The organism is Pseudoxanthomonas sp. 134C1, from assembly GCF_057773065.1.
In genome coordinates this window covers 148,531-171,052 of record NZ_JBYMTH010000004.1, presented here as the reverse complement: position 1 = coordinate 171,052, position 22,522 = coordinate 148,531, and the positions used below count along the sequence as shown (strand labels likewise).

At 63.8% G+C, this 22,522-nt stretch carries 21 protein-coding genes; 12 read left to right on the top strand and 9 right to left on the bottom strand.

Features of this window, described 5'->3' with window-relative positions:
* Positions 1 to 47 precede the first annotated feature (47 nt).
* From AC3DEZ_RS10045 to AC3DEZ_RS10025, 5 genes are read left to right on the top strand one after another with little or no spacing between them, the layout of a single operon-like run.
* Complete coding sequence (locus AC3DEZ_RS10045) at positions 48 to 944, top strand: DMT family transporter (protein ID WP_447103343.1); 897 nt, start codon at positions 48 to 50, stop codon at positions 942 to 944.
* Positions 941 to 2,056 (top strand): ABC transporter permease, encoded by a 1,116-nt coding sequence (locus tag AC3DEZ_RS10040; protein WP_447103344.1) that lies wholly within the window; start codon positions 941 to 943, stop codon positions 2,054 to 2,056. The genes AC3DEZ_RS10045 and AC3DEZ_RS10040 overlap by 4 nt, the downstream gene beginning before the upstream one ends.
* Positions 2,057 to 2,059: 3 nt before the next feature.
* The gene (locus AC3DEZ_RS10035; protein ID WP_488388081.1) at positions 2,060 to 2,854 is read left to right on the top strand and encodes an ABC transporter ATP-binding protein; all 795 of its coding nucleotides are present in this window, start codon (positions 2,060 to 2,062) and stop codon (positions 2,852 to 2,854) included.
* A gap of 3 nt (positions 2,855 to 2,857) precedes the next feature.
* Positions 2,858 to 3,784, top strand: a complete 927-nt coding sequence (locus AC3DEZ_RS10030) for an MlaD family protein (RefSeq protein ID WP_488388080.1) — start codon at positions 2,858 to 2,860, stop codon at positions 3,782 to 3,784.
* Positions 3,781 to 4,407, top strand: a complete 627-nt coding sequence (locus tag AC3DEZ_RS10025) for an ABC-type transport auxiliary lipoprotein family protein (protein WP_488388079.1) — start codon at positions 3,781 to 3,783, stop codon at positions 4,405 to 4,407. The genes AC3DEZ_RS10030 and AC3DEZ_RS10025 overlap by 4 nt, the downstream gene beginning before the upstream one ends.
* 30 nt (positions 4,408 to 4,437) lie before the next feature.
* Here AC3DEZ_RS10025 and AC3DEZ_RS10020 read toward each other — a convergent pair whose 3' ends face one another.
* Entirely contained in the window at positions 4,438 to 5,061 is a 624-nt protein-coding gene (locus tag AC3DEZ_RS10020; RefSeq protein WP_488388078.1) for an alpha-ketoglutarate-dependent dioxygenase AlkB family protein, read from the bottom strand.
* Between the two features lie 82 nt (positions 5,062 to 5,143).
* On the opposite strand from AC3DEZ_RS10020, the gene AC3DEZ_RS10015 reads away from it, so the two are divergent.
* Positions 5,144 to 6,769, top strand: a complete 1,626-nt coding sequence (locus AC3DEZ_RS10015) for an electron transfer flavoprotein-ubiquinone oxidoreductase (RefSeq protein WP_488388077.1) — start codon at positions 5,144 to 5,146, stop codon at positions 6,767 to 6,769.
* 119 nt (positions 6,770 to 6,888) lie between these two features.
* On the opposite strand, the gene AC3DEZ_RS10010 is transcribed toward AC3DEZ_RS10015, so the two are convergent.
* The 3 genes from AC3DEZ_RS10010 to AC3DEZ_RS10000 form a co-directional block, all read right to left on the bottom strand.
* The gene (locus AC3DEZ_RS10010; RefSeq protein ID WP_488388076.1) at positions 6,889 to 9,273 is read right to left on the bottom strand and encodes an FG-GAP-like repeat-containing protein; all 2,385 of its coding nucleotides are present in this window, start codon (positions 9,271 to 9,273) and stop codon (positions 6,889 to 6,891) included.
* 138 nt (positions 9,274 to 9,411) lie between these two features.
* Positions 9,412 to 10,044, bottom strand: coding sequence for a CoA transferase subunit B (locus AC3DEZ_RS10005; protein ID WP_447103351.1), 633 nt, complete (start codon positions 10,042 to 10,044; stop codon positions 9,412 to 9,414).
* Entirely contained in the window at positions 10,044 to 10,784 is a 741-nt protein-coding gene (locus AC3DEZ_RS10000; protein WP_488388075.1) for a CoA transferase subunit A, read from the bottom strand. Before AC3DEZ_RS10000 ends, AC3DEZ_RS10005 begins: the two co-directional genes overlap by 1 nt.
* A 112-nt stretch (positions 10,785 to 10,896) precedes the next feature.
* Here AC3DEZ_RS10000 and AC3DEZ_RS09995 point away from each other — a divergent pair, with 112 nt between their 5' ends.
* From AC3DEZ_RS09995 to AC3DEZ_RS09985, 3 genes are all read left to right on the top strand, one after another.
* On the top strand, positions 10,897 to 11,829 hold the full coding sequence (locus tag AC3DEZ_RS09995) for an ATP-grasp domain-containing protein (RefSeq protein WP_488388074.1): 933 nt from the start codon (positions 10,897 to 10,899) through the stop codon (positions 11,827 to 11,829).
* Positions 11,830 to 11,906: 77 nt separating this feature from the next.
* Complete coding sequence (locus tag AC3DEZ_RS09990; protein ID WP_488388073.1) at positions 11,907 to 12,653, top strand: electron transfer flavoprotein subunit beta/FixA family protein; 747 nt, start codon at positions 11,907 to 11,909, stop codon at positions 12,651 to 12,653.
* A 91-nt stretch (positions 12,654 to 12,744) separates the two neighbouring features.
* Positions 12,745 to 13,683, top strand: coding sequence for an electron transfer flavoprotein subunit alpha/FixB family protein (locus AC3DEZ_RS09985; RefSeq protein WP_488388072.1), 939 nt, complete (start codon positions 12,745 to 12,747; stop codon positions 13,681 to 13,683).
* A 42-nt stretch (positions 13,684 to 13,725) separates the two neighbouring features.
* Here the strand turns inward: AC3DEZ_RS09985 and AC3DEZ_RS09980 are convergent, their stop codons facing one another.
* Both AC3DEZ_RS09980 and AC3DEZ_RS09975 read right to left on the bottom strand, forming a co-directional pair.
* Positions 13,726 to 14,499: a class I SAM-dependent methyltransferase gene (locus AC3DEZ_RS09980; protein WP_488388071.1), complete on the bottom strand. Its 774-nt coding sequence runs from the start codon at positions 14,497 to 14,499 to the stop codon at positions 13,726 to 13,728.
* Between the two features lie 95 nt (positions 14,500 to 14,594).
* Positions 14,595 to 14,963 (bottom strand): EamA family transporter, encoded by a 369-nt coding sequence (locus tag AC3DEZ_RS09975; protein WP_447103357.1) that lies wholly within the window; start codon positions 14,961 to 14,963, stop codon positions 14,595 to 14,597.
* Positions 14,964 to 15,202: 239 nt separating this feature from the next.
* On the opposite strand from AC3DEZ_RS09975, the gene AC3DEZ_RS09970 reads away from it, so the two are divergent.
* From AC3DEZ_RS09970 to AC3DEZ_RS09960, 3 genes are read left to right on the top strand one after another with little or no spacing between them, the layout of a single operon-like run.
* The gene (locus AC3DEZ_RS09970; RefSeq protein WP_488388070.1) at positions 15,203 to 16,180 is read left to right on the top strand and encodes a glycosyltransferase family 2 protein; all 978 of its coding nucleotides are present in this window, start codon (positions 15,203 to 15,205) and stop codon (positions 16,178 to 16,180) included.
* Between the two features lie 23 nt (positions 16,181 to 16,203).
* Positions 16,204 to 17,028, top strand: a complete 825-nt coding sequence (locus tag AC3DEZ_RS09965) for a GNAT family N-acetyltransferase (RefSeq protein WP_488388069.1) — start codon at positions 16,204 to 16,206, stop codon at positions 17,026 to 17,028.
* Positions 17,018 to 17,776: a PIG-L deacetylase family protein gene (locus AC3DEZ_RS09960; protein ID WP_488388068.1), complete on the top strand. Its 759-nt coding sequence runs from the start codon at positions 17,018 to 17,020 to the stop codon at positions 17,774 to 17,776. Before AC3DEZ_RS09965 ends, AC3DEZ_RS09960 begins: the two co-directional genes overlap by 11 nt.
* A 7-nt stretch (positions 17,777 to 17,783) precedes the next feature.
* On the opposite strand, the gene wecB is transcribed toward AC3DEZ_RS09960, so the two are convergent.
* The 3 genes from wecB to AC3DEZ_RS09945 are packed head-to-tail and all read right to left on the bottom strand — an operon-like array spanning position 17,784 to position 22,519.
* On the bottom strand, positions 17,784 to 18,908 hold the full coding sequence (wecB, locus tag AC3DEZ_RS09955) for a non-hydrolyzing UDP-N-acetylglucosamine 2-epimerase (RefSeq protein WP_488388067.1): 1,125 nt from the start codon (positions 18,906 to 18,908) through the stop codon (positions 17,784 to 17,786).
* A gap of 21 nt (positions 18,909 to 18,929) precedes the next feature.
* Positions 18,930 to 20,939 carry a DUF6270 domain-containing protein gene (locus tag AC3DEZ_RS09950; protein WP_488388066.1) on the bottom strand — a complete coding sequence of 670 codons (2,010 nt, stop codon included), beginning with the start codon at positions 20,937 to 20,939 and terminating at the stop codon, positions 18,930 to 18,932.
* Positions 20,939 to 22,519, bottom strand: a complete 1,581-nt coding sequence (locus tag AC3DEZ_RS09945; RefSeq protein WP_488388065.1) for an ArnT family glycosyltransferase — start codon at positions 22,517 to 22,519, stop codon at positions 20,939 to 20,941. Before AC3DEZ_RS09945 ends, AC3DEZ_RS09950 begins: the two co-directional genes overlap by 1 nt.
* Between the last annotated feature and the right edge of the window lie 3 nt (positions 22,520 to 22,522).

Sequence of the window (22,522 nt, the reverse complement as noted above, 5' to 3'; positions counted from 1 at the left end):
GGGTATTGCGTAAACTGATCGCGGTCGGCGCAGCATAAAGGTGGACGTTGAGTATTGGTATCGGTGAAGGCCTCGCCCTTGGCAGCGCGGCGGCCTGGGCGGTCGGCGTGATCCTGGCGCGCCAGTTGGGCGCGACCTTGCCGCCGCTGGCGCTCAACCTGATGAAGAACGGCCTGGTGCTGGCCCTGCTGGCGCCCGTGGTGCTGTTCCTGCACGCCGGACAGTGGCCGCAGATGCCGGCGCGCGACATCGCCCTCGTGCTGGCCAGTGGCGTGCTCGGCATCGCCATCGCCGACACCCTGTATTTCCGCGCGCTCAACGAACTGGGTGCCGGTCGCATGGGCGTCATCGGCAATCTCTACAGCCCGCTGGTGCTGGTGATGGGTTTCCTGTGGCTCGACGAACGCCTGGGCGCGCGCCAATGGCTGGGCTTCGGCCTGGTGGGACTGGGTGTGCTGCTGGTCAGCCGTCCACCCAGCGAATGGCGGACACAGCCGGCCCACACTTTGCGCGGCGTGCTGATCGGTATGGGTGCGATTGCCCTGATGGCGATCGCGATCGTCATGGTCAAGCGGATCCTGGAAGAACAGCCGCTGCTGTGGATCACCCTGCTCCGCCTCGCCGGCGCGGTCGGCGGCCTGCTGCTGATCGCGGCGTGGCCAGCCATGCGCCGCCACCGCGCCTTCGACGCGCGGCAGGTCCCATGGCGCCGCCTGATCCTGGCCGCGCTGATCGGCCAGGGCCTGTCGATGGTGTTCTGGCTCGGGGGGTACAAGTACACATCGGCCTCCGTGGCCGCCATCCTCAACGAGTCCGCATCGGTGTTCCTGGTCATCCTGGCGGCGCTGTGGCTGCGCGAGCCGCTGGGCCGGCGCGGCGTGGTCGGCGTCCTGCTCACGTTCAGCGGCATAGCCTGTATGCTGCTGGGCCGAGCGACGCCATGACCCGAACCGACGCACGCCCGCAGTTCCAATCCGACCCCTCCGAACCCTCGCGGGTGCGGCTGGAAGGCGATTGGACGCTCGCCACCGCCCTGGCGGTGGCCGACCGTCTGCGCGAGATTCCCGAAGGGGTTGCCGAACTCGATGCCACCGGCATCGCCCGCATCGATTCGGCCGGCGTATTGCAGCTGCTTCGCTTCGCCAGCCGTCGCAAACTGTCGGCGGAGGCATTGCTGTTCCGCCAGGATCACCAGGCACTGGTCTCCACCATCGAGGATGTCGCCGACGACCGCCCGCCGCGCAAGCGCGACTACGGTTTCCTCGCCGCGTTGTCGCGCCTCGGCGAACGGGTCAGCGAGAACGGGCACGAGATCGTCGCCCTGCTCAGTTTCACCGGCGAGAACCTGGTCAAGCTCGCGCGGATGGTGAAGGAACCGCGCCGCTTCCGCGCCATCGCCACCGTTTCGCACATGGAGCAGGTCGGCCTGGACGCGGTGCCGCTGGTCATCCTGCTGTCGTACATGGTGGGCGCGGTGATCGCGTTCCTGGGTTCGACCGTGCTGCGCGATTTCGGCGCCGAGATCTTCGTGGTCGAACTGGTCAGCATCGCCTTCCTGCGCGAGTTCGCGGTGCTGATGACCGCCATCGTGCTGGCCGGACGCACCGCATCGGCCTTCACCGCGCAGATCGGCGCGATGAAGAGCCGCGAGGAAATCGACGCCATCCGCACCCTCGGCCTGGATCCCGTGGATCTGCTGGTGATTCCGCGCCTGATCGCGTTGCTGGTGACCCTGCCATTGCTGACCTTCATCTCGATGATGGCGGGCCTGGCCGGCGGCGTCACCGTGGGCGCCTTCGACCTGGGCATCCCGCCGCAGATGTACCTGGCCCGCATGCACGACACCATGGAGATACGGCATTTCCTGGTCGGCCTGTCCAAGGCCCCGATCTTCGCGCTCGTGATCGGCCTGATCGGCTGCCTGCAGGGCCTGCAGGTGACCGGCACCGCGCAATCGGTTGGCGATCGCACCACCTCCAGCGTGGTGCAGACGATTTCGCTGGTCATCATCCTCGACGCGCTGGCCGCGTTGTGGTTCATGCACATGGGCTGGTGAGCGATGGCTTCAGGCGACGACAACGCGATCATCCGGATCCGCGGGCTGGTCAACCGGTTCGGCGAACAGGTCGTGCACGATGGTTTGGATCTGGATGTGCGGCGCGGCGAAATCCTGGGTGTGGTCGGCGGCTCGGGCACCGGCAAGTCGGTGTTGATGCGGGCCATCCTCGGCCTGCGCCGCCCGCAGGCCGGCAGCATCCACGTGCTCGACACCGACGCCCTGTCCGAGGAGCCGCAGGCCCGCCTGCACATCGAACGCAATACCGGCGTGCTGTTCCAGGACGGCGCGCTGTTCTCCTCGCTGAGCGTGGGCGAGAACGTGCAGGTGCCGTTGAAGGAACACCACGACGAGCTGCCGGACAGTTGGCGCTATGAACTGGCGCTGCTGAAGATCAAGCTGGCCGGCCTGCCGGCCGACGCGCTCAACAAGCTGCCGGCGCAGCTGTCCGGCGGCATGCGCAAACGCGCCGGCCTGGCCCGCGCCTTGGCGCTGGATCCACCGCTGCTGTTCCTGGACGAACCCACCGCCGGGCTCGACCCGATCGGCGCGGCCGCCTTCGACCGCCTGATCAAGACCCTGCAGGAAGCGCTGGGCCTGACGGTGTTCCTCATCACCCACGATCTGGACACCCTGTACGCTATCTGCGATCGGGTCGCGGTGCTGGCCGACCGCAAGGTCGTCATCACCGCGCCGCTGGCGGAGGTGGAGCGTTTCGACCATCCCTGGGTCCAGGAGTATTTCCATGGTCCCCGGGCGCGGGCGGCCCGCGGCGAACCCGAACAAGAGGAAGTCTGAAACATGGAAACCCGAGCCAACTACGTCCTCATCGGCGCCTTCACCCTGGTGACGGCGGCGGCGCTGCTGCTGTTCGGCCTGTGGGCGGCGAAGTACTCCTCCGAACGCACCTGGCAGCAGTACCAGATCGTGTTCCGCGAGGCGGTCACCGGTCTGTCGGTCGGCAGTCCCGTGCAGTACAACGGCATCGCGGTGGGCTCCATCACCAAGCTGTCGCTGGCTCCCAACGACCCGCGCCAGGTGGTGGCGCTCATCCGGGTGGAATCGTCCACCCCTATCAAGACCGACACCCGCGCCAAGCTGGCCATCACCAGCCTGACCGGCCCCACCATCATCCAGCTCAGCGGCGGCACCCCGCAGGCGCCCGCGCTGACCTCGGTGGACAAGCGCGAGGCCCCGGTCATCCAGACCGCGCCGTCCGCGCTGCAGAACATCACCGATACGGCCAACCGCATCGTCGAGCGCCTGGACGAAGTGCTGAGCGACAAGAACGTGGCCAGCATCACCGCCACCCTGCAGAACCTGGAAAACATCAGCGGCTCGCTGGCCAACCGCGACGAAGGCCTGCAATCGCTGATCGTCAGCGCGCGCGACGCCGCGCAGAAACTCGACGCCACCCTGACCACCACCAATGGCGCCATCGAACGCATCGATCAGAACCTGGTGCGCCAGTTGCCGCCATTGCTCAACAAGCTGGACGCCACGCTCGCCAAGCTGGACTCCGCCGCCGGCAACGCCGACGCGATCCTTGGCGAGAACCGCGCGGCCATCAACAGCTTCGCCAACGACGGCCTGGGCCAGCTCGGCCCGACCCTGACCGAACTGCGCGGCCTGGTCCGCGATCTGCGTCGCGTCAGCGATCGGCTGGAAGGCAACCCCACCCGCTACCTGCTCGGCCGCGACGCACCCAAGGAGTTCGAACCCAAATGAAGGCGCTGCGCATTCCCCTCGTTCTGTCGCTGGCCGCGCTGACCGGCTGCTCCTCGATCCTGGGCAGCGGCCCGCGCGAACCCACCACCATCTATGCGCCGGAAGTGCGCGTGGCGGCCGATCCCGGCTGGCCGACCGTGAACTGGTCGCTGGTCATCGCCAAGCCCACCGCCGCGCGCGTGGTCGACAGCCCGCGCATCTCGGTGCGTCCGACCCCCGGCGAACTGCAGGTCTACAAGGGCGCGTCGTGGTCGCAGCCGGCGACCGAACTGCTGCAGGACGCGGTCCAGCGCACCCTGGAAGACTCCGGACGGATTCCCGCCGTCTCCAGCGCCGACGCCGGCATCCTGGGCGACTACCGCCTGGTGATGGACGTGCGCCGCTTCGAGGCGGATTACGCGGGGCAGGCGGCTCCTGCGGCGACCATCGAGGTCAACGCCAAGCTGGTCCAGAACCGCAGCCAGCGGGTGATCGCCTCGCGCACATTCCTGCAGGCCCGGCCGGCCGCCACCACCGATATCGCGCAGGTGGCCTCCGCGTTCGAACAGGCGCTGTCGGCACTGACCGGCGATGTCACCGGATGGGTGCTCGCGAGCGGCCAGGCCGACGCCAGCCGGCGCTGAGCCGGGACAGCGGTCCGATCCGCGCCTTCGTCAGCGGCGCGCGGAGCGCGGCTGAATCCAGCGGAAGGTCAGGTTGATGCGTTCGCCGACCGGCCGCGCGGTGCGCGGCAGCGCGTGCCGGTAGTGCCGCTGGGTCTCGCCCGCCATCAGCAGCAGGCTGCCATGCGGCAAGTCCAGCGCCAGGCGTATCTCCGGGCGATCGCGGTGCTTCAACAGGAAGCGTCGCGACGCCCCCAGACTGATCGATGCAATCGCCGGCGCACCGCCGAGTTCCGGCTCATCGTCGCTGTGCCAGCCCATCGCATCGCGTCCGTCACGGTAGCGGTTGGCCAGGACGCTGTTGAACGGCACGTCCAGCGCCTGCCGCAGGCGATCGGCCAGCCGTTTCAATCCCGGATGCCACGGATGCGGTTCGAACAGCGCGCCGGAGTAGCGGTAGCGGGCTTCCGGCTCGCCCATCCAGCAACTCAGTCGCGGAGAATCCACTTCGCGGCCGAACAGGCGGATGCGGTGCACTTCCCAGGGCAAATCTGCCCGCAGACCGGCAAACAGGGCATCGGCTTCCGCCGGCGCCAGCCATTGCGGCCACAGGCGCAGGTGCGCGCCCGGCAGGTCAATCATTCCATCCGGCAGCAACGGCAGGGGTATGGTCATCGCGCGCCATGCTCGCGGATTTGCCCCACCCCGCGCAAACCCCGAAAATAGCGGCAGCCTAACGCCACGAGGAAGCCCAGCCATGTCCGAAGCCGAACGCGATGTCATGGAGTACGACGTCGTCACCGTCGGTGCCGGTCCCGCGGGCCTGGCCTTCGCCATCCGCCTGAAACAGCTGAACCCGGAGATCTCGGTCTGCGTGATCGAGAAGGCCAGCACGGTGGGCGCGCAGATCCTGTCCGGCGCGGTGATTGAACCGGCGCCGCTCGACGCCCTGCTGCCCGGCTGGCGCGACAACCCGCCACCGGTATGCGTGCCGGCGAAGGACGACGAGTTCTGGTTCCTCAACAAGACCGGCGGCCGCAAGGCCCCTATCGTGCCGCCCGGCATGCGCAACCACGGCAATTTCATCGTCAGCCTCGGCGCCATGTGCGCGTGGCTGGCGCCGCAGGCCGAGGCGCTGGGCGTGGAAATCTATCCCGGCTTCGCCGCCGCCGAGACCCTGCATGACGAAAGCGGCAAGGTGGTCGGCGTGCGCATCGGCGACATGGGCGTGGCCAGGGACGGTTCGCACAAGCCCGGCTACACCCAGGGCATCGACATCCACGCCAAGGTCACCGTGCTGGCCGAGGGCGCGCGCGGCCACCTGACCAAGCGACTGGTCAAGCGCTTCGGCCTGGACAAGGACAGCGACCCGCAGGGCTATTCGATCGGCATCAAGGAGCTGTGGCAGGTGCCGGACGGGCGCGTCAACCCCGGCAAGATCGTGCACACGATGGGCTGGCCGGCGGACGGCAGAATCTACGGCGGCAGCTTCCTCTACCACCTGGACAACAATCAGATCGCGCTGGGCTACGTCAGCGGACTGGACTACACCGATCCCGAATACAAGCCATGGGAGGCCTTCCAGCAGTGGAAGAACCACCCGCTGATCAAGCCGCTGCTGGAAGGCGGCAACATCCTGTCCGCCGGCGCGCGCGCCATCGTGACCGGTGGCTGGCAATCGCTGCCCAATGTGGAGATGCCGGGTGCACTGCTGATCGGCGACACCGCCGGCCTGCTCAACGTGCCCAAGATCAAGGGCACCCACCAGGCCATCCGCAGCGGCATGCTCGCCGCCGAGCACCTTGCAGGCAACGGCCTGGAACCGGCCGGCTTCGACGCACGCCTGCGCGCTTCCGACGCGATGAAGGAATTGAAACAGGTCCGCAACATCAAGCCCGGCTTCAAGAAGGGCATGTGGTTCGGCCTGCTCAACGCCGCCTGGGAAACCGCGACCGGCGGACTCTCGCCGTGGACGCTCAAGGTCAAGCCGGACTGGTCGTCACTGGACAGGATCGGCCAGCACGAGGAACCCCGCCGCGACTACGTCGAACGGACCCTCGCCCCGCGCGATCGCCTGCAGGGCGTCTACTACGCGGCCACCGAACACGACGAGGACCAGCCGGTCCACCTGAAGGTCGCCGACACCTCGATCTGCGTCACCCGCTGCGCCGAGGAGTACGACAATCCCTGCACCCGCTTCTGCCCTGCCGGCGTCTATGAAATCGTCGACGGCGCCATGCCGGATGGAAGCATCGGCAAGCGCCTGCAGATCAACGCCGCCAACTGCGTGCATTGCAAGACCTGCGACATCAAGGATCCCTACGAGATCATCACCTGGGTAACCCCGGAAGGTGGCTCGGGGCCGAATTACCAGAATCTGTAAAAACCATCCGAGGCGAGCCCCCCGTTGCTTCGTGGCGCGGCCGCCGGAATTCTGCAGATACGTTCCCCAAAAAAAATGGCCTCCAGAAGGAGGCCATTTTTCGAAGCCGTACGTGACGCTTACTTGCCTGGATCCACGATGGACCAGCCTGTCGGCGCCCGGCCCAGAGCGGTGCTCGTGAACGAGCCATTCGTGCCGCCCTGCCACATCCAGGCACCTCCGCTCGCCGAGTCGACCCACACCACGTCAAGCCGTCCGTCACCGTTGTAGTCACCGTAGGTCGCCAATTGGTAGATCGGGTTCCAGGTGAAATTGCGTTCGCTGCCTTTCGTGGCTCCATTCATGAGTGTGTACTTGAAGTAGCCGGTTCCTCCCTGGACATAGCGCCAGAGCAAGTCCGACCTTCCATCACCATCAATGTCGCCGGCACCCGCAATCGACCAGCCAGCGGGGTATGAACCCAGCGCATTCCCTGAGAAGGTGCCCGCTGAACTGCCAAGCCACAGATACGCGCGGCGTGCGGCGGTTTCTTCCCAGACGATATCCAGGTAACCGTCCGCATTGAAGTCACCCGTTGCCGCCAATCGGTACGCGGAACTCCAGGTGAAGTTCTTTTCGCTGATGCGGGTCGCCCCGTTCATGAGCGAATACTTGAAGTACGCCACGTTCCCCTGCTGATAGCGCCACAGCAGGTCGTCACGACCGTCGTTGTTGATATCGCCCGATCCCGCGATCGACCAGCCGACGGGATAGGTTCCCATCGCGCTGCTCGTAAAAGAGCCATCTGCACGACCGAGCCACATCCAGCTACCCCGGGTGGAGGGCAGTACCCACACCAGATCCAACAGACCATCGCCGTTGAAATCACCGGATGTCACCAACTGATAGGCAGCGTTCCAGGTGAATGACTTCTCCCGGCTCTTGGTCGCGCCGTTCATGATCGAGTACTTGAACGCACCACTGCTACCCGCGACATACCGCCACAGCAGGTCGGACCGGCCGTCACCATCGACGTCGTGTTTCGCCCGCCCGGAGAAGGGGACCTTGGTTTCGCGAAACCGCGCCACGACCGGAATCGTCTGGTTCAGGCTGCGCGCATTGTCAGCCGAGTTGGCGACACCGCAGGCCCCGGCCGGGGTACCGCAAGTCGCGATGGTCGGATTGGAGAACAATCGATACGGCGTCTGCCCGACATCACCATAGGCCATGATGGTGTAGAAGTTGCCGGTCGTGCTCTTGTAACCGTAGGAGTAGGGATACCGCCCCGGCGTGTTGTTGGAGTTGGCCTGGTCGTGCGCCGAACCCAGCAGATGGCCGACCTCGTGCACCAGACTCTCGGCAGCGCAGTAGTAGCTGTTGCCATCCGTGCCCAGATCATCGCCGAAACTGACGACGCCATATCCCCAACCCGCGTGCTGGGCCGGAGTCACCGTGGCGCCTCTTGCACCGATCAACCAGGCAATGCCGCACCCCTGGTGTTCGGGCTGTTGGAAACCACGGACCAGCAGCGCCACATCGGCGCCATATTGATCCCGGGCGGTGCGCAGGGGGGTCAGTGTCGTGGGAATCGTGACATTGTTGGTGCCGTCGCTGCCCGTGAGTTCGTACAGGGCGGTCTGATTCGCGTTGTTTTCCGTGTAGGAGACTTCCTGCGCATTCACCAATCGCAGATAGCCATCAACCTTGCTGTTGCTCAACCCCTGGTTGGCGACCTGGAAGAGGAAGGTCAGCGCAGTCGTCACCGACTGCTGCTTCAGGGCCGCCTGGTTTCGGAATCCGGCGGTGTAGCCCACCGCGACGTCGATCGTATTGGAACTGCCGGGAGCGGCGGCCATGGCGACTGCGCTCTGCGCAACTTGCGCCTTCGCCGCCAATGCCTGGCTTACCGCCGTGTCCACCAGGCCACTGGCGCCCGGGATGGCCATGTCGTCATGGCCGATGTTCGGCGAACGTACCTTGGTAGGATCCATCTCGACGGCATACAAACCACTGCCCTGCGTACGGATACTGATCGGCGGCCTGCCATTGCTTTGCGGAATGGACGCAAACACCGCTTCTTCACCGAAGGTGATGATGGCCTCCTGCATGGGATCCCCGCCTTCGACGCGGCCCACCCAGGTCCAGTTGCCATCAATACCTTCATCGTGCCGCTCGTACTTGAGCTTGACCTCGCTGCCATCCGGCATCGGCACGGTCATGTGACCGCTCACGATGCCCTTCAGCGCGTGGTCCTCGCTCATGCTGACCGGATAATAGGTAAAGGCGCCTTCGCGCTTCACCGGCTTGCCCTGGTTCTGATAGGCCATCAGCGTCCCGCGATCGGGGGCGTTGGCAATCGAATGGCGGACGTCGCGGCCGGACGGCGCCATGCCTGCCCGGGCCTGGGACTTGAGCGAATCGCCTCCTGCGGAGCCATGCAGCGCAGCCATCTGGCTGTCGGACTTCTGGCCGCTGCAGGCGGCCAACAAAACTACTGCGGCGCAGGCGCCGAGGCGAAACTTCATGCGAACCCTCAATCTGGCTGGTGTTGCCCCTGAACGGGGAAATATACCCCAGCTCCCGGCTCCACTGCCGTGAAGCCGGATTTCACATGACGGGCGGGGCGGCTCCGTACAGGTTGTCTTAAGCCACCCCGGCCAGCCTCAGGGAGCCCGGAATGGTACGCCTGTCTTGGTTTTCAGCTCGTCGACCGTGACACCGTCCGCAGTTTCCACCAGGACCAGACCTTCGGCGCTCACGTCGAACACGGCCAGGTCGGTGATGATCCGGTTCACCACGCCTACCCCGGTCAGCGGCAGATCGCACTGGGGCAGGATCTTGTGGCTGCCATCTTTCGCCACGTGCTCCATCAGCACGACGATGCGCTTGACCCCGGCGACCAGGTCCATGGCTCCGCCCATGCCCTTGACCATCTTGCCCGGCACCATCCAGTTGGCCAGGTCGCCCCGGTCGGTGACCTGCATGGCGCCCAGCACCGCCAGATCGATGTGGCCACCCCGGATCATGCCGAACGAGTCGTGGCTGCCGAAGTAGCTGGCGCCCGGGCGGGCGGTGACGGTCTGCTTGCCGGCATTGATCAGGTCGGCGTCGACCTCGTCCTCGGTGGGGAACGGGCCGATGCCCAGCAGGCCGTTCTCGGACTGAAGCCAGACGTCGATGCCGGCGGGAATGTGGTTGGCCACCAGGGTCGGCAAACCGATCCCCAGATTCACGTAGGCGCCATCGGTCAGTTCGCGCGCCGCGCGCTGGGCCATCTCGTCGCGGGTCCAGGCCATCACTTGTCTCCTTGGCGCACGGTGCGCTGTTCGATGCGCTTCTCGGGATTCGGGTTGTGGACGATGCGGTCCACGTAGATGCCCGGCAGATGCACGTGATCGGGGTCGATCTCGCCGATTTCGACGACCTGCTCGACTTCGGCCACGCAGATGCGGCCGGCCATGGCGCAGGCGGGGTTGAAGTTGCGCGCGGTCTTGCGGAACACCAGGTTGCCGGCCTTGTCGGCCTTCCAGGCCTTGACCAGCGATACATCGGCCACCAGCGCGGTCTCCATCACGTACCAGTGTTCGCCGAACTGGCGGGTCTCCTTGCCCTCGGCGACCACGGTGCCGTAGCCGGTGCGGGTGAAGAAGGCCGGAATGCCGGCGCCGCCGGCGCGCAGCCGTTCGGCCAGCGTGCCCTGCGGGTTGAACTCCAGTTCCAGCTCACCGGCCAGGTACTGGCGCTCGAACTCCTTGTTTTCGCCCACGTAGGACGAAATCATCTTGCTGATCTGGCGCGTCGCCAGCAGTTGGCCCAGTCCGAAACCATCGACGCCGGCGTTGTTGGAGATGGCGGTCAGCCCCTTCACTCCGCTGTCCCGCAGCGCGGCGATCAGCGCCTCCGGGATGCCGCACAGGCCGAACCCGCCGACCGCCAGGGTCTGGCCATCCGCCACGATGCCATCCAGTGCCGCGGCGGCGCTGGGATAGAGTTTCTGCTTGCCCGTCTTGGGGGCCGCGTTCGCGGTTTCGGCCATCGGCATGATCCATCTCGGAAATGTCCGCCATTCTACCCATGGCCCCACGGGGCAACAGGTACTTTCGGGCAATGGCAACATCCTTGCGGCCATGCCGCCTACACTGGCGTGCATGACCACCATCGCGCTCGTCACCGCCATCTCGGCCACCGGCCATGATGAAGACCTCCCCCCCCTGCAGTCCGCCTGCGAACGCGCCGGACTGACCGCGCGCGCGCTCGCCTGGGACGATGCGTCGGTCGGCTGGGGGCGGGTGGACGCGGCGCTCCTGCGCTCCCCCTGGGACTACACCGAGCGCCTGCCGGAGTTCATGGCCTGGTGCGAGCGAACCGCGCACGCGGTGCCGCTGCTCAATCCCCTGCCGGTCATCCGCTGGAACACGGACAAGCACTACCTGGCGGATCTGGCGGCGTTGGGCATCCCCGTCGTGCCGACCGAATTCGTCGAACCGGATGCCGAACCGATGGAAGCGCTGCAACGCTTCCTGGCGGCCCACGATGCCGCGGAGTTCGTGGTGAAACCGGCCGTCAGTGCCGGGGCCCGCGATACCGCGCGCTACCAGCGGTCCCAGGAATTCGCCGCCGGCAACCATCTGGCGCGCCTGCTGGACGCCAATCGCAGCGCCATGCTCCAGCCCTACCTGCCCGCCGTCGATGCGGACGGTGAGACCGCGCTGATCCATATCGACGGACGCTACAGCCACGCCATACGCAAGGGCGCACTGCTGAAGACCGGTGAGGTCTCCTCGCTGGATCCCCATGCCTTCGGCGACATCCAGGGCCGGGAACCCGCCGGGGACGAACGGCGACTGGCCGATCAGGTCCTGGTCGCCGCTTCCCGCCTGCTCAAGCTTGAGCATCCCCTGCTGTACGCGCGGGTGGATCTGCTGCGCGGCCCCGACGGCGCTCCCCGCCTGCTGGAGCTGGAACTGACCGAACCCTCTCTGTTCTTCGCCCAGGCCCCGGAAGCCGCGGATCGATTGGCGCAGGCGCTGTCGGCGCGACTCGCGGACGGCACCGTACGGACTCGCACGGATATCGGCTGACCGCTAGAATCAGCGTTCTGCCCTCGGCCAGCCGCCGCGGCCGGGCCTCTCCGTAGCACTGAAGGAATTCCCAGAGGATGAAGATTCTCGTCGCCTACAAGCGCGTGGTGGACTACAACGTCCGCATCCAGGTCAAGCCGGACGGGTCCGGCGTGGTCACCGACGGCGTCAAGCTGTCGGCCAACCCCTTCGATGAAATCGCGCTGGAAGAAGCCCTGCGGCTGCGCGACAAGGGCATCGCCACCGAAGTCGTTGTCGCCACCATCGCGCCGGCCGATGCCCAGGCGCACCTGCGCAACGGCCTGGCCATGGGCGCCAATCGCGCCATCCACGTGGTCACCGATCAGCCGATCCAGCCGCTGACCGCCGCCCGCACCCTGCTCAAGCTGATCGAGAAGGAACAGCCGCAGCTGGTCATCCTGGGCAAGCAGGCCATCGACGACGATGCCAACCAGACCGGCCAGATGCTGGCTACGCTGTGGGGCCGCCCGCAGGCGACCTTCGCCTCCAAGCTGGAAGTCACCGGCGACAAGGCCACCGTGACTCGCGAAGTCGACGCCGGCCTGGAAACCCTGGAAGTCGATCTGCCGGCGGTGGTCACCACCGATCTGCGCCTCAACGAACCGCGCTTCATCAAGCTGCCGGACATCATGAAGGCCAAGAGCAAGCCGCTGGAGACCCTGCAACTGGTCGATCTCGGCGTGCAGGCGGCCGACACCCTGAAGACCACCCACTACGCTCCGCCCGCCAAGCGCAGCAAGGGCGTGATGGTCAAGGACGCGGCCGAACTGGTCGCCGCGCTCAAGGCCAAGGGCCTGCTGTAACCCATCGTTCCCTCTTCTCCGGAAGAGGGTGCCGGCGGCGACGCGACGCGGAAACGCAGGCGCGCCCCGCCAGAATTCTGGAGATTCCGCAATGTCCAAAGTCCTCGTCATCGCCGAACACCTGGACGGCAAGCTCAACAGCGCCACGGCCAAGACCGTCAGCGCCGCCCAGGCCCTGAAGCCCGACAGCGTCGATGTGGTGGTGCTGGCCGCCGACCCGGCCGGCATCGCCGCCGAAGCGGCCCAGATCGCGGGGATTACCCGCGTCCTGGCCGTTGCCAACGCCGCCAACGCGAACGCCATCGCCCAGGTGCTGGCTCCGCAGATTGCCGCGCTCGCCGCCGGCTATACCCACGTGTTCGGTCCTTCGACCACCTTCGGCAAGGATCTGATGCCCTGCGTCGCCGCGCTGCTGGGCGTGGCCCAGGTGTCGGACGTGATGAGCGTCGAAGGCAGCCACGTGTTCAAGCGCCCGATCTACGCCGGCAACGCCATCATCACCGTCGAGGCGCCGGTCGAACAGACCGTCGTCGCCACCGTCCGCACCGCTTCCTGGCCGGAAGCCGCCAACGGTGGAAGCGCCAGCGTCGAGGCGGTCACCGCCGACGCCGCCCTGCCCTCGCACACCCGCTACCTCGGTCTGGCGGCGGGCAAGTCCGATCGTCCGGACCTGCAGAGCGCCAGGCGCGTGGTCTCCGGTGGCCGCGGCGTCGGCTCGGCAGAGAACTTCAAGATCATCTACGACCTGGCCGACAAGCTGGGTGCGGGAGTCGGCGCCTCGCGCGCCGCGGTCGACGCCGGCTATGTCCCGAACGAACTCCAGGTCGGCCAGACCGGCAAGATCATCGCCCCCGAGCTGTACGTGGCCGTCGGCATCTCCGGCGCCATCCAGCACCTGACCGGCATCAAGGACGCCGGTACCATCGTCGCCATCAACAAGGATGCCGAGGCGCCGATCTTCGAGATCGCGGATATCGGACTGGTGGGGGATCTGTTCAAGTTGTTGCCGGAGTTGCAGGCGCAACTGTAAGACAGCAGAAGGGCCCTCGCGGGCCCTTCTTCATTCCAGCGCTCAGTGCTTTCTCAGAAACCAGACCTCGATGTCGGAGGGCAGCATCTTGAGAAAGGGAATCGCCAGCATCATTCCGGCAGTGATGAAAGCCGCTTTCATCGCCGAGATATCGTTCGAACAATGGATGCGCTCATACAGGCCATCGGCGGTCACCGATGGCAATGACATCCTGGATTCCAACTTGAAGCCATTTTTCTCGGCCAGTCGCTGCATGCTTGGTGTATCGAGATAATGGACATGTGGCGAGGGGAGGCCGAGTTGCCACAAGCGATCGAACGCGCCCCCCATACCGCAGCGGAGCATCATCTTCGACAGTCTGTACAGGAATCCCGTGCGCGATGGTGCATTCACCACGACATAGCCATCCGCCCCCAAATGGCTGTGGCAAGCGGCAAGTGTCGAGTCAATGTCCGGAATATGTTCGAGGACGTCATTGAAAACGATGACGTCGAACCTCTCGTCCTGCTGCAGCGCCGCCGGGAAAAAACCTTCCCGGACAGGCAGCCCGCGCTTCCTGGTCGCCGCCGCGACAATGGGATCGGGTTCGATGCCGAACGTACGGAAGGTTTGCTCGTTCGCCTGCAGGAACCAGCCATGCGCACAACCAACATCAAGCAGGCTGGGGCCGCCATCGGCCTTCAAATCATCCCAGTGCCGGAGTCCGCCAAGCCGCTGTGACAGCAGTCTGAAGTTCGTCTGCCGCAAGGGCGACAACCCATGCTCGCGCGCCTCTTCATCAATATCACCCGCCTGCTCCACGATCCGCGGCGACAAGGACGAGCCTTCATAGGAACAAGCCACGCATCGCAGATGCCACGACCGCAACCCGACCTGCAGCGCAGCCCCGCAGCATGGACATGCCGGGCCCATCAATTCCCCCTCCATGAGGTAATGCTCACTCCCAGGAGGATGATCGCCCCACCCACCAGCACCTGCCACCTCAGCGGTTCATTCAGGAACAGGCGCGCAAAGACGGGGACCAGCACAAAACCCAGACCGTAGAAAGGAAAGGCGAGCGAAAGTGGAACTCTCGCAAGCACCGCCAGCCAGGAAAGGGTCGCGACACCGTAGATTGCTATGGCCCCAATCAGGACCGGCGACAAGAATGTACGCGGGTCCATCAGGTTGACATTGACGGACGCATGCTTGAAAAGCACCTGCCCGAACGACAACAAGCCAACCGTCCCCAGAATCAGCAAAAGCGTCGAAGGGGTCAAAGCGCTATCTAGTCTGCTCACAGCTGAATCCTGAGGCGGTGGAATGAAAACCGGGCTGCCCAACGACCGGACCGCTTGCAGGTCGGCCCGGCAACAAGGGCGGTATGATAGCTTGTTCCCCGCCATCCCATCGCGGACCATGCCTGTGCCGGGCCGCGGCGCACGGTGACCCGACATGTGCCATTGGAAAGTGTAGAAAGATGCCCCTGACTAGGACGGAATCCGCGTCGACGCCGGAGTGGACTTCGGGAATAGCGGTCGTGATCCCCTGTTTCAGGGTAACGCGCCATATCAGGGAGGTCATCGCCGCCATCGGCCCCGAAATCGATCGCATCTACTGCGTGGATGACTGCTGCCCTGATGGCAGCGGCGATTTCATCGTTGCGTCCGTCGATGACCCACGGGTCCATGTACTCCGGAACACCACGAATCTCGGAGTGGGAGGCGCGGTGATGAACGGCTACCGACGTGCCGTCGAGGAAGGCGCCACCGTCATCGTCAAGGTGGATGGCGACGGCCAGATGGACCCGAAGCTGATCATGAGTTTCGCCCTCCCCATACTCGAAGGTGAAGCGGACTACACGAAAGGAAACAGGTTCTTCGATCTGAGCAAGATCCGGGACATGCCGCTGATCCGTCGCATCGGGAACCTTGGCTTGTCGTTCATGGCAAAAGCATCCACCGGATATTGGGATGTCTTCGATCCCACCAATGGCTATACCGCGATCCACTCTTCGGTCGCCGCAAGATTGCCGCTGGATTCCATAAGCACGCGCTACTTCTTTGAAACCGACATTCTCTTCCGTTTGAATACCCTGAGGGCGGTCGTCCTGGATATCCCCATGGACGCTCGCTATGGAGATGAGGTAAGCAACCTGAAGATCTCGAAGATCCTCGGGGAATTCCTCGTCAAGCACGTTCGCAACGCGTTCAAGAGAATCCTGTACAACTATTTTCTTCGCGACATGCCGATTGCCACGCTCGAACTGACGGCCTCCATGCTGTTGCTTGGCTTTGGCGTCATCTATGGCGGCCTGCATTGGTGGCATTCCGCCCAGGCGGGAGTGGGAACGCCCATAGGCACCATCATGATCGCGACCGTCTGCATCGTGGCGAGTCTGCAATTCTTGCTGGCTTTCCTTGCATACGACACATCGAATCTGCCCAAGCGTCCCATACACCTGCGCCTTTCCAGGTGGCGGGATGCCAGGCGAAACGGAGGCACATCGTGGAGCTGAGGCCAACAGAAACCAGTCCGATCATGCTGGCGAAGTACGAAGCGCTCTTCACGGAGTGTTTTCCCGGGGCCAGTCACCTGAATACCGCTTACCTCTCCTGGCTGTATCGCGACAATCCCGCGGGAACGGTGGTCGGATTCGATGCATGGGAGGGAGATGCGCTCGCGGCGCATTATGTCTGCGTGCCTGTCGATGCCGTACTCAATGGAAATCCCGCCAGACTGCTGTTGTCCCTCAATACCGCTACTGCACCCGCTTTCCAGGGAAAGGGTCTGTTCACGCGTTTGGCGGACGCCACCTATCAACATGCCGCGTCCCATGGCTTTGATGCCATTTATGGCGTGGCGAACGCCAATTCGACGCCCGGCTTCATCAGGAAGCTCGGCTTCGACCTACTGACCCCCTTGGACGCAAAGGTTGGTATCGGCCCTCTCCCGATGGTCGACGATACCGGCAGTCTTCGTCAGCAGGCGCTCTTTCATCGCCTGTGGCGGCGGGATGCGCTTTCCTGGCGCTTGGGCAGTCCGGCCCGGCCCTATCAGCTTGTCCGTTCCGGACAACGGATTGCGGCATGCACAGCCACCGGGCGGGCGGGTATCGCCGCCTGGGCGGAACCCATGCTGGAGGCGCCGCTGTCGGAGAGCCTGCCCTCGCCTCCCGCGCGCATCCATCTGCAACTTGGTCTGATTCCCGAAACGATGAAGGTGAAAGGCCTTCGCTGGTTCGACATCCCTGACCGATTTCGTGCCAGTCCGTTGAATCTCATCTTCAAACCACTGCAATCCGGCGTGTCGGCCCCCCCACGTGACGCCATCCTGTTCGGTCAGTTGGACTTCGATGCATTCTGACCTTCCCCTGGTCGTCGTCATGGCACATCCGGACGATGAGTTTGCGGTGTTTCCCTGGCTTGAAGCGGCATGTCGCGAACGCAGGAACGTTCATTGCTGCTGGCTCACCAATGGTGGTTGGGGCGGCCAGGACATCGACAGGAGGCGCGCGGAAAGCGCGGCGGTGCTGCGGACGATAGGCGTCCCGCCGGAAGCAATGCATTTCATCGGTGAACGCCTGGAGATTCCGGACGGAGAACTCCATCTCCGGCTCGAGCAGGTGGTACCCGCGCTCCGCGAACTGCTTGAAACATTGCCCGAGGCGATCGAAGTACTGGTTCCCGCATGGGAGGGTGGGCACCAGGATCACGATGCCACCCAACTCGCGGCGGCCGCTGCCTCTCACGGCGGGAAAGCCCGCCTCAGGCAGTTCTCGCTCTATCATGGCGCCGGCCTGTCCGGCCCTTGGTTCCGCGTTCTTGCGCCCCTGGCGGAGAACGGGCCATCGTCCGGCTTGCCGCTTGGACTCTTTTCTCGAATCAAGTGCATCTTCAGATGCACCCGATATCCTTCGCAGTGGAAGAGCTTTCTGGGATTGCTGCCCTTCTATGGCTTGAAAATGTTCGCTCGTCGCCCATTCGTTCTGCAAGACGTGAACTTTTCAAGAACGGCACAGAGACCCCATCAAGGCAAACTTCTCTACGAGCGCAGAACTGCCCTGACCTGGGAGGCATTCGCCGAGCAGACGAGTGCCTACCGCAGCCGCTGAGCAATGCTCAGGCATGCGAAGAACGTACCACCTCGACGATCCGCGCAGCGGCCTGACCATCTCCGTAGGGATTGTGGGCACGCGACATCGCCTCGTAGGCCTGTTCGTCATCCAACAGTCGGTTGGCCTCCTCGACGATACGGCGGCTGTCAGTCCCCACCAGTAGAACCGTACCCGCCTGGATCGCCTCTGGCCGCTCGGTGGTATCCCGCATCACCAGCACGGGCTTACCCAGAGACGGCGCTTCTTCCTGGACGCCGCCGGAATCGGTGATGATCACATGCGCGCGCGACATCAGATAGACGAATGGCAGGTAGTCCAACGGCTCGATCAGGTGTACGCCCGCCACCCCGCCAAGGATGCGATTAACCGGCCCTTGCACGTTCGGATTCAAATGCACCGGATAAACGACCTGGACGTCGCCGCGCGAGGCAATTTCCTTGAGCGCCTGGCATATCTGTTCAAATCCCTCGCCGAAGTTCTCGCGCCGATGACCCGTCACCAGCACCAGCCGCTTGTCCGGCGAGATAAACGGGAAACGCAGCGCTAGTTCCGAGCCCAGCCCAGCATCCGCTTCGATCTTGTTCACCACGGCCAGCAGGGCATCGATGACGGTATTACCGGTCACATGAATCGAGGCCTCGGCGATACCTTCAGCCAGCAGGTTGCGGCGGGACTCATCGGTCGGTGCGAAATGCAGGGTCGAAAGCGGGGCGGTCAACCGCCGGTTGGCTTCTTCCGGCCAAGGCGAGTAGACGTTCCCGGTTCTCAATCCGGCCTCGACGTGCGCCAGAGGCGTCCGATGATAGTAGGCAGCAAGCGACGTCGCCAGCGTGGTACTGGTGTCGCCATGGACCAGCACGAGATCAGGGGTGTGCCTTGCGATGACTTCCGACATGCCTGTCAGGACCCGCGCGGTCAAGTCCGCGAGATTCTGGCCGGGCTTCATGACATTGAGATCTTCATCAGGCACGATTCCAAACAGTTCAAGCACCTGGTCCAACATCTGCCGGTGCTGCGCGGTGGCCACCACAATCGTCTGAATCCCGTCCGCGGCGCGGAGCGCTTCCACGACCGGCGCCATCTTGATGGCTTCCGGTCTCGTACCAAACACAACCATTACCTTTTTCATTCGATTCACCAGGGAAAGCGTTCAGGGCATCGCGGGGGCCGACGAAGTCAGGCCCAATCCTGCGATCGATTTTAGGGTATGCAGATAGAGTTCGGGAACAAAATGAAACGGCGAGACTCCCCATCTGTGTGCGCTATCTGAAACCAAGAGCGCCGCGGGATAGTCGATCGCCCTGATGCCCTCGAAAGAGTCGATGAAGCCGTACATCCGCGCCAAATGGATGTTCGCCGCTTGAATCTCGGCCTGCTTGGGAAGCTCCGCGCCGCTCTCGTCATGCGTGGCCCAGAATACCCGGTTCAGGATGATTCGTTCTTCCCCTACTATCCGTACCAGACGCCTGAACCCTTCACGCCAGCATTTCATCCTCCTTGGATCTGTCGGTGACACCCGCTCCGCCCGTGGAGGAAGTTGAATCCCCGACCTGAGCAGTTCCGAGGATACCGTTATGAAACAGTTCCCGAACTCGGCCAGTTCAAAGCGTTCGTCAATGAGGTCCAGCAAAAGATAGTCGTATTCGGTTGATGCCAACGCCGTGACCGCGCTGCGCCGCAGATCGGCCGCGACCATTCTTCGCTGGAACTCGCTGGTGATGCCACCAAGGTCGGCCTCTGCCAGGCCGACATCGCAAGGATGACCGAACGCGCTCGCTATCGACGAGCGGGCAAGGTAATCGTAAGGCTTCATGTCGCCGACGAAGGCGTCCCTCGAGACACAACTCCCGAAGATGAAAATACGCTTGCCATCGTCTTCCACGGCTTTGAAGGCCAACTCCGCGGTGGCGGCCAGTTGGTCCAGGCCGTCCCGCATGAAGGCCACGATCCTGTCCACCGGCTGGTGTCCTTCGGCCCTGAAGTACGCCTGCCTGCTCGTGGTGTACCAACGCGTCCCGACCCGCTCGCCACGGCTGTAGGCATAGAACGCGTAGCTCGCCCCCGGGTAGTCGGCATCCACCGCGGGCGCGGCCGAAACGACGATGCCTCCGTGCGCAGGCACGACGTCAACACCAAGTGATGCCACGGGTGCCCGCACAGCATTGAAAGGAGCCTTCTCCGGCTTTCTGACCGCGATGACCTGCTCCGAGGCAGGGGACTCGAACAATCGGGCGGGCATGAAATCCCGATCGCACATTGCCCAGACCAACGCCTTGATCAAATCGGCGGGAGGAGTGGCAGGCCCTCTTCCCCAATTGCCGAAGAAGATGGCCTGGTGGCCATTGCCGGCCACGTACAGGTCCGATTCGACGGGTGCAAGTCCATGTCCTGCGATGAATGGCGCCGTATGGGTCCTTGCCTGCGAATCGCCGGCATTCTGGAGGTAGAGCATCCGCCTTGGTCCGGATGCTCCTTCAGAGGCAGTTACCGACGCACGAACACCCCTCTCCGCGAGTGATTGTGCCGACACGGCGTCCGCCCCCTTCTCATCGACAAGATCGGGAAACGCGACCTTCAGGTAAGCATCAAGAGCTGGTCTTGAATACTTGAAGAAATCCGTCTGCGGATTCCACACCAGCGTCGACGCCCTGTCACCCAGTCGCATGCCAAAGTTGAGTGCGGCAAAGCCCCCTCCTCCGCCTCCCACCAGGAGCAACTCCATGCCGAAGGAACCCGACAGATGCCTCAGGACATCCGTCAGCTCGTCCTGCAATCGCTGCCACTGATTGCCTGCATACCATCCCAGCGCCAGGTCCCGGGCCAGCGACAAGGTGGGATCCGCGACACAGATGCAAGGCTTCCCCAATTGCCTGGCCACCGAAAGGCCCGAGAAGAAAGGGGGTATCTTGTCGCTCCTTCCACTTACCGCGCCGGCAAAAAAGACCGGCAATACCCCATCTGGCTCGAAACTGGATTCCTCGCCGTGGACAATCAGCTCTATGGGGCAGCCGGATGTCTGGATGACATGAAGACCCGCCGAGTGCTTGCCCGCATCCACGAAGTCCTGCAGCGATAGCCAACTGCGAGGCTCATCCTTTGCCCATGGCCTATAGCTGGGCATCTGCAGGGAAGGCCGCATCGCGTCAGCTGTTCCGCTCATCAGTCTGATCTGCAGCGGCCATCCCGCTCAACCATGACCACCAGAACCCTGGGCTTGGTTTCCGTCATGCTCCAGTCGAAAAAGCCCAGTTCCGCCTCAACACCGTCCATCCTGGTTCGAGCCATTCGCGGGGCCACCTTGGACGTAATATCCGTGACGCCCGCATCGGCAGTCGAAATGCACCGCAAAGGCCATGCATCCGCATGCTTTGCTGCTTCGGCAGGGTTGTAGATGATGATCGCCTCGCTGCCTCCATGCAGGTTGCCCTTCACCGGGCTCACGCCATGGTGAGGCCCATAACCAAGCGCACGGAATGAGAAGTAGTCGCCGGCGTAGACAGGTACTCCCGGGAATTGTTCCTGGGCATTCGACACGGCAGCCTGGAACGCCCGGAATTCGCGCGCGCGATAGATGTCGCCCGCCCGTTCGGCGGGAAATGTGACCTGGTGGATCATCAATGCCGTCAACAGCACCATAGCCGCTGCGCGCCAGATCGTGGTGGATGCCAGCCAAGGTGATACAGCACGCGCGAGCACGACGCAGAATAGTACGGCAGCTGGCGCGTAATAGCGGACCTGGATCGGAATGCCAACATACTCATGCAGGGAAATGGTTCCGAACGTCAGGAACAACATCACCCACACCGCGGACAGGGATACGATGCCATCCACCGAGCAAACGAATCGAGAAACAGAACGATGCTGCCAGACCAGAAACAGGATCGACGCCAGGTAGATGGGAACCGCCGGCCACAATGCCTTGAACTGTCCATAGGCATAGTGGAACCGCTCCACCGGCGTGCTTCCCTGGTATGACATGAACTTCGCTGCCTCTTCGACGACGTTCATGTTCTTGGCAACGGTGAATCGGATCAGCGGATCACCAAAGATTCCATACGAAAGCAGCAGATCTCCCAGCAAGACGCAGACCGTTCCTCCAAGCCCCCAACCCAGATGTCTAGCGGCAAGTGGCAATGGCAGCCTGCGAATCGTCCACAGCGCGTAAACCGCGACGGGCAAGAAGAAAGCGAGTGCGGCTTCCTTCGTCACATAACACAATGCCGCGAAAGTGGAGGCAAGGAAAAGACTCCACCCGCCAGACGAAGGATTGGAGCGGACGCATTGGTACCAGCATGCAAACAGCAGCACCGCGGCCACGAACAGTATCGACAGCATATTGTCCGGCAGAACGGCACCAGCGAAGAAGAACAAGACCGGATTCACAACCACGAGAACGGAAGACAACAATGCCACGCGCTTGTCATAGATTTTCCCGGCCAGGAAATATACGGCCAGGGCAAGCGCTATGAAAACGACAACGAAGCCGAATGCCGCTCGCTGGGGCTCATTCCCGGAAAGTTCCAGCATGACGCGCAGCGGTACCGAAATCGTATACCGCGCAGCACCCAGCAATGCGTAGTATGGCGCCTGGCCGAAGCCGGCAGCGCCATTGATGTATGCCAAATCGTCAGAACCGAACAGGCCCGTGAAGTAGAACAGTGAGATCAGCGCGCCGCCGATGACCACCAGCAACAATGCATAGAAGTTGTCGGTCTGACCAGTGCTGTCTGCGGCGCGCATGCC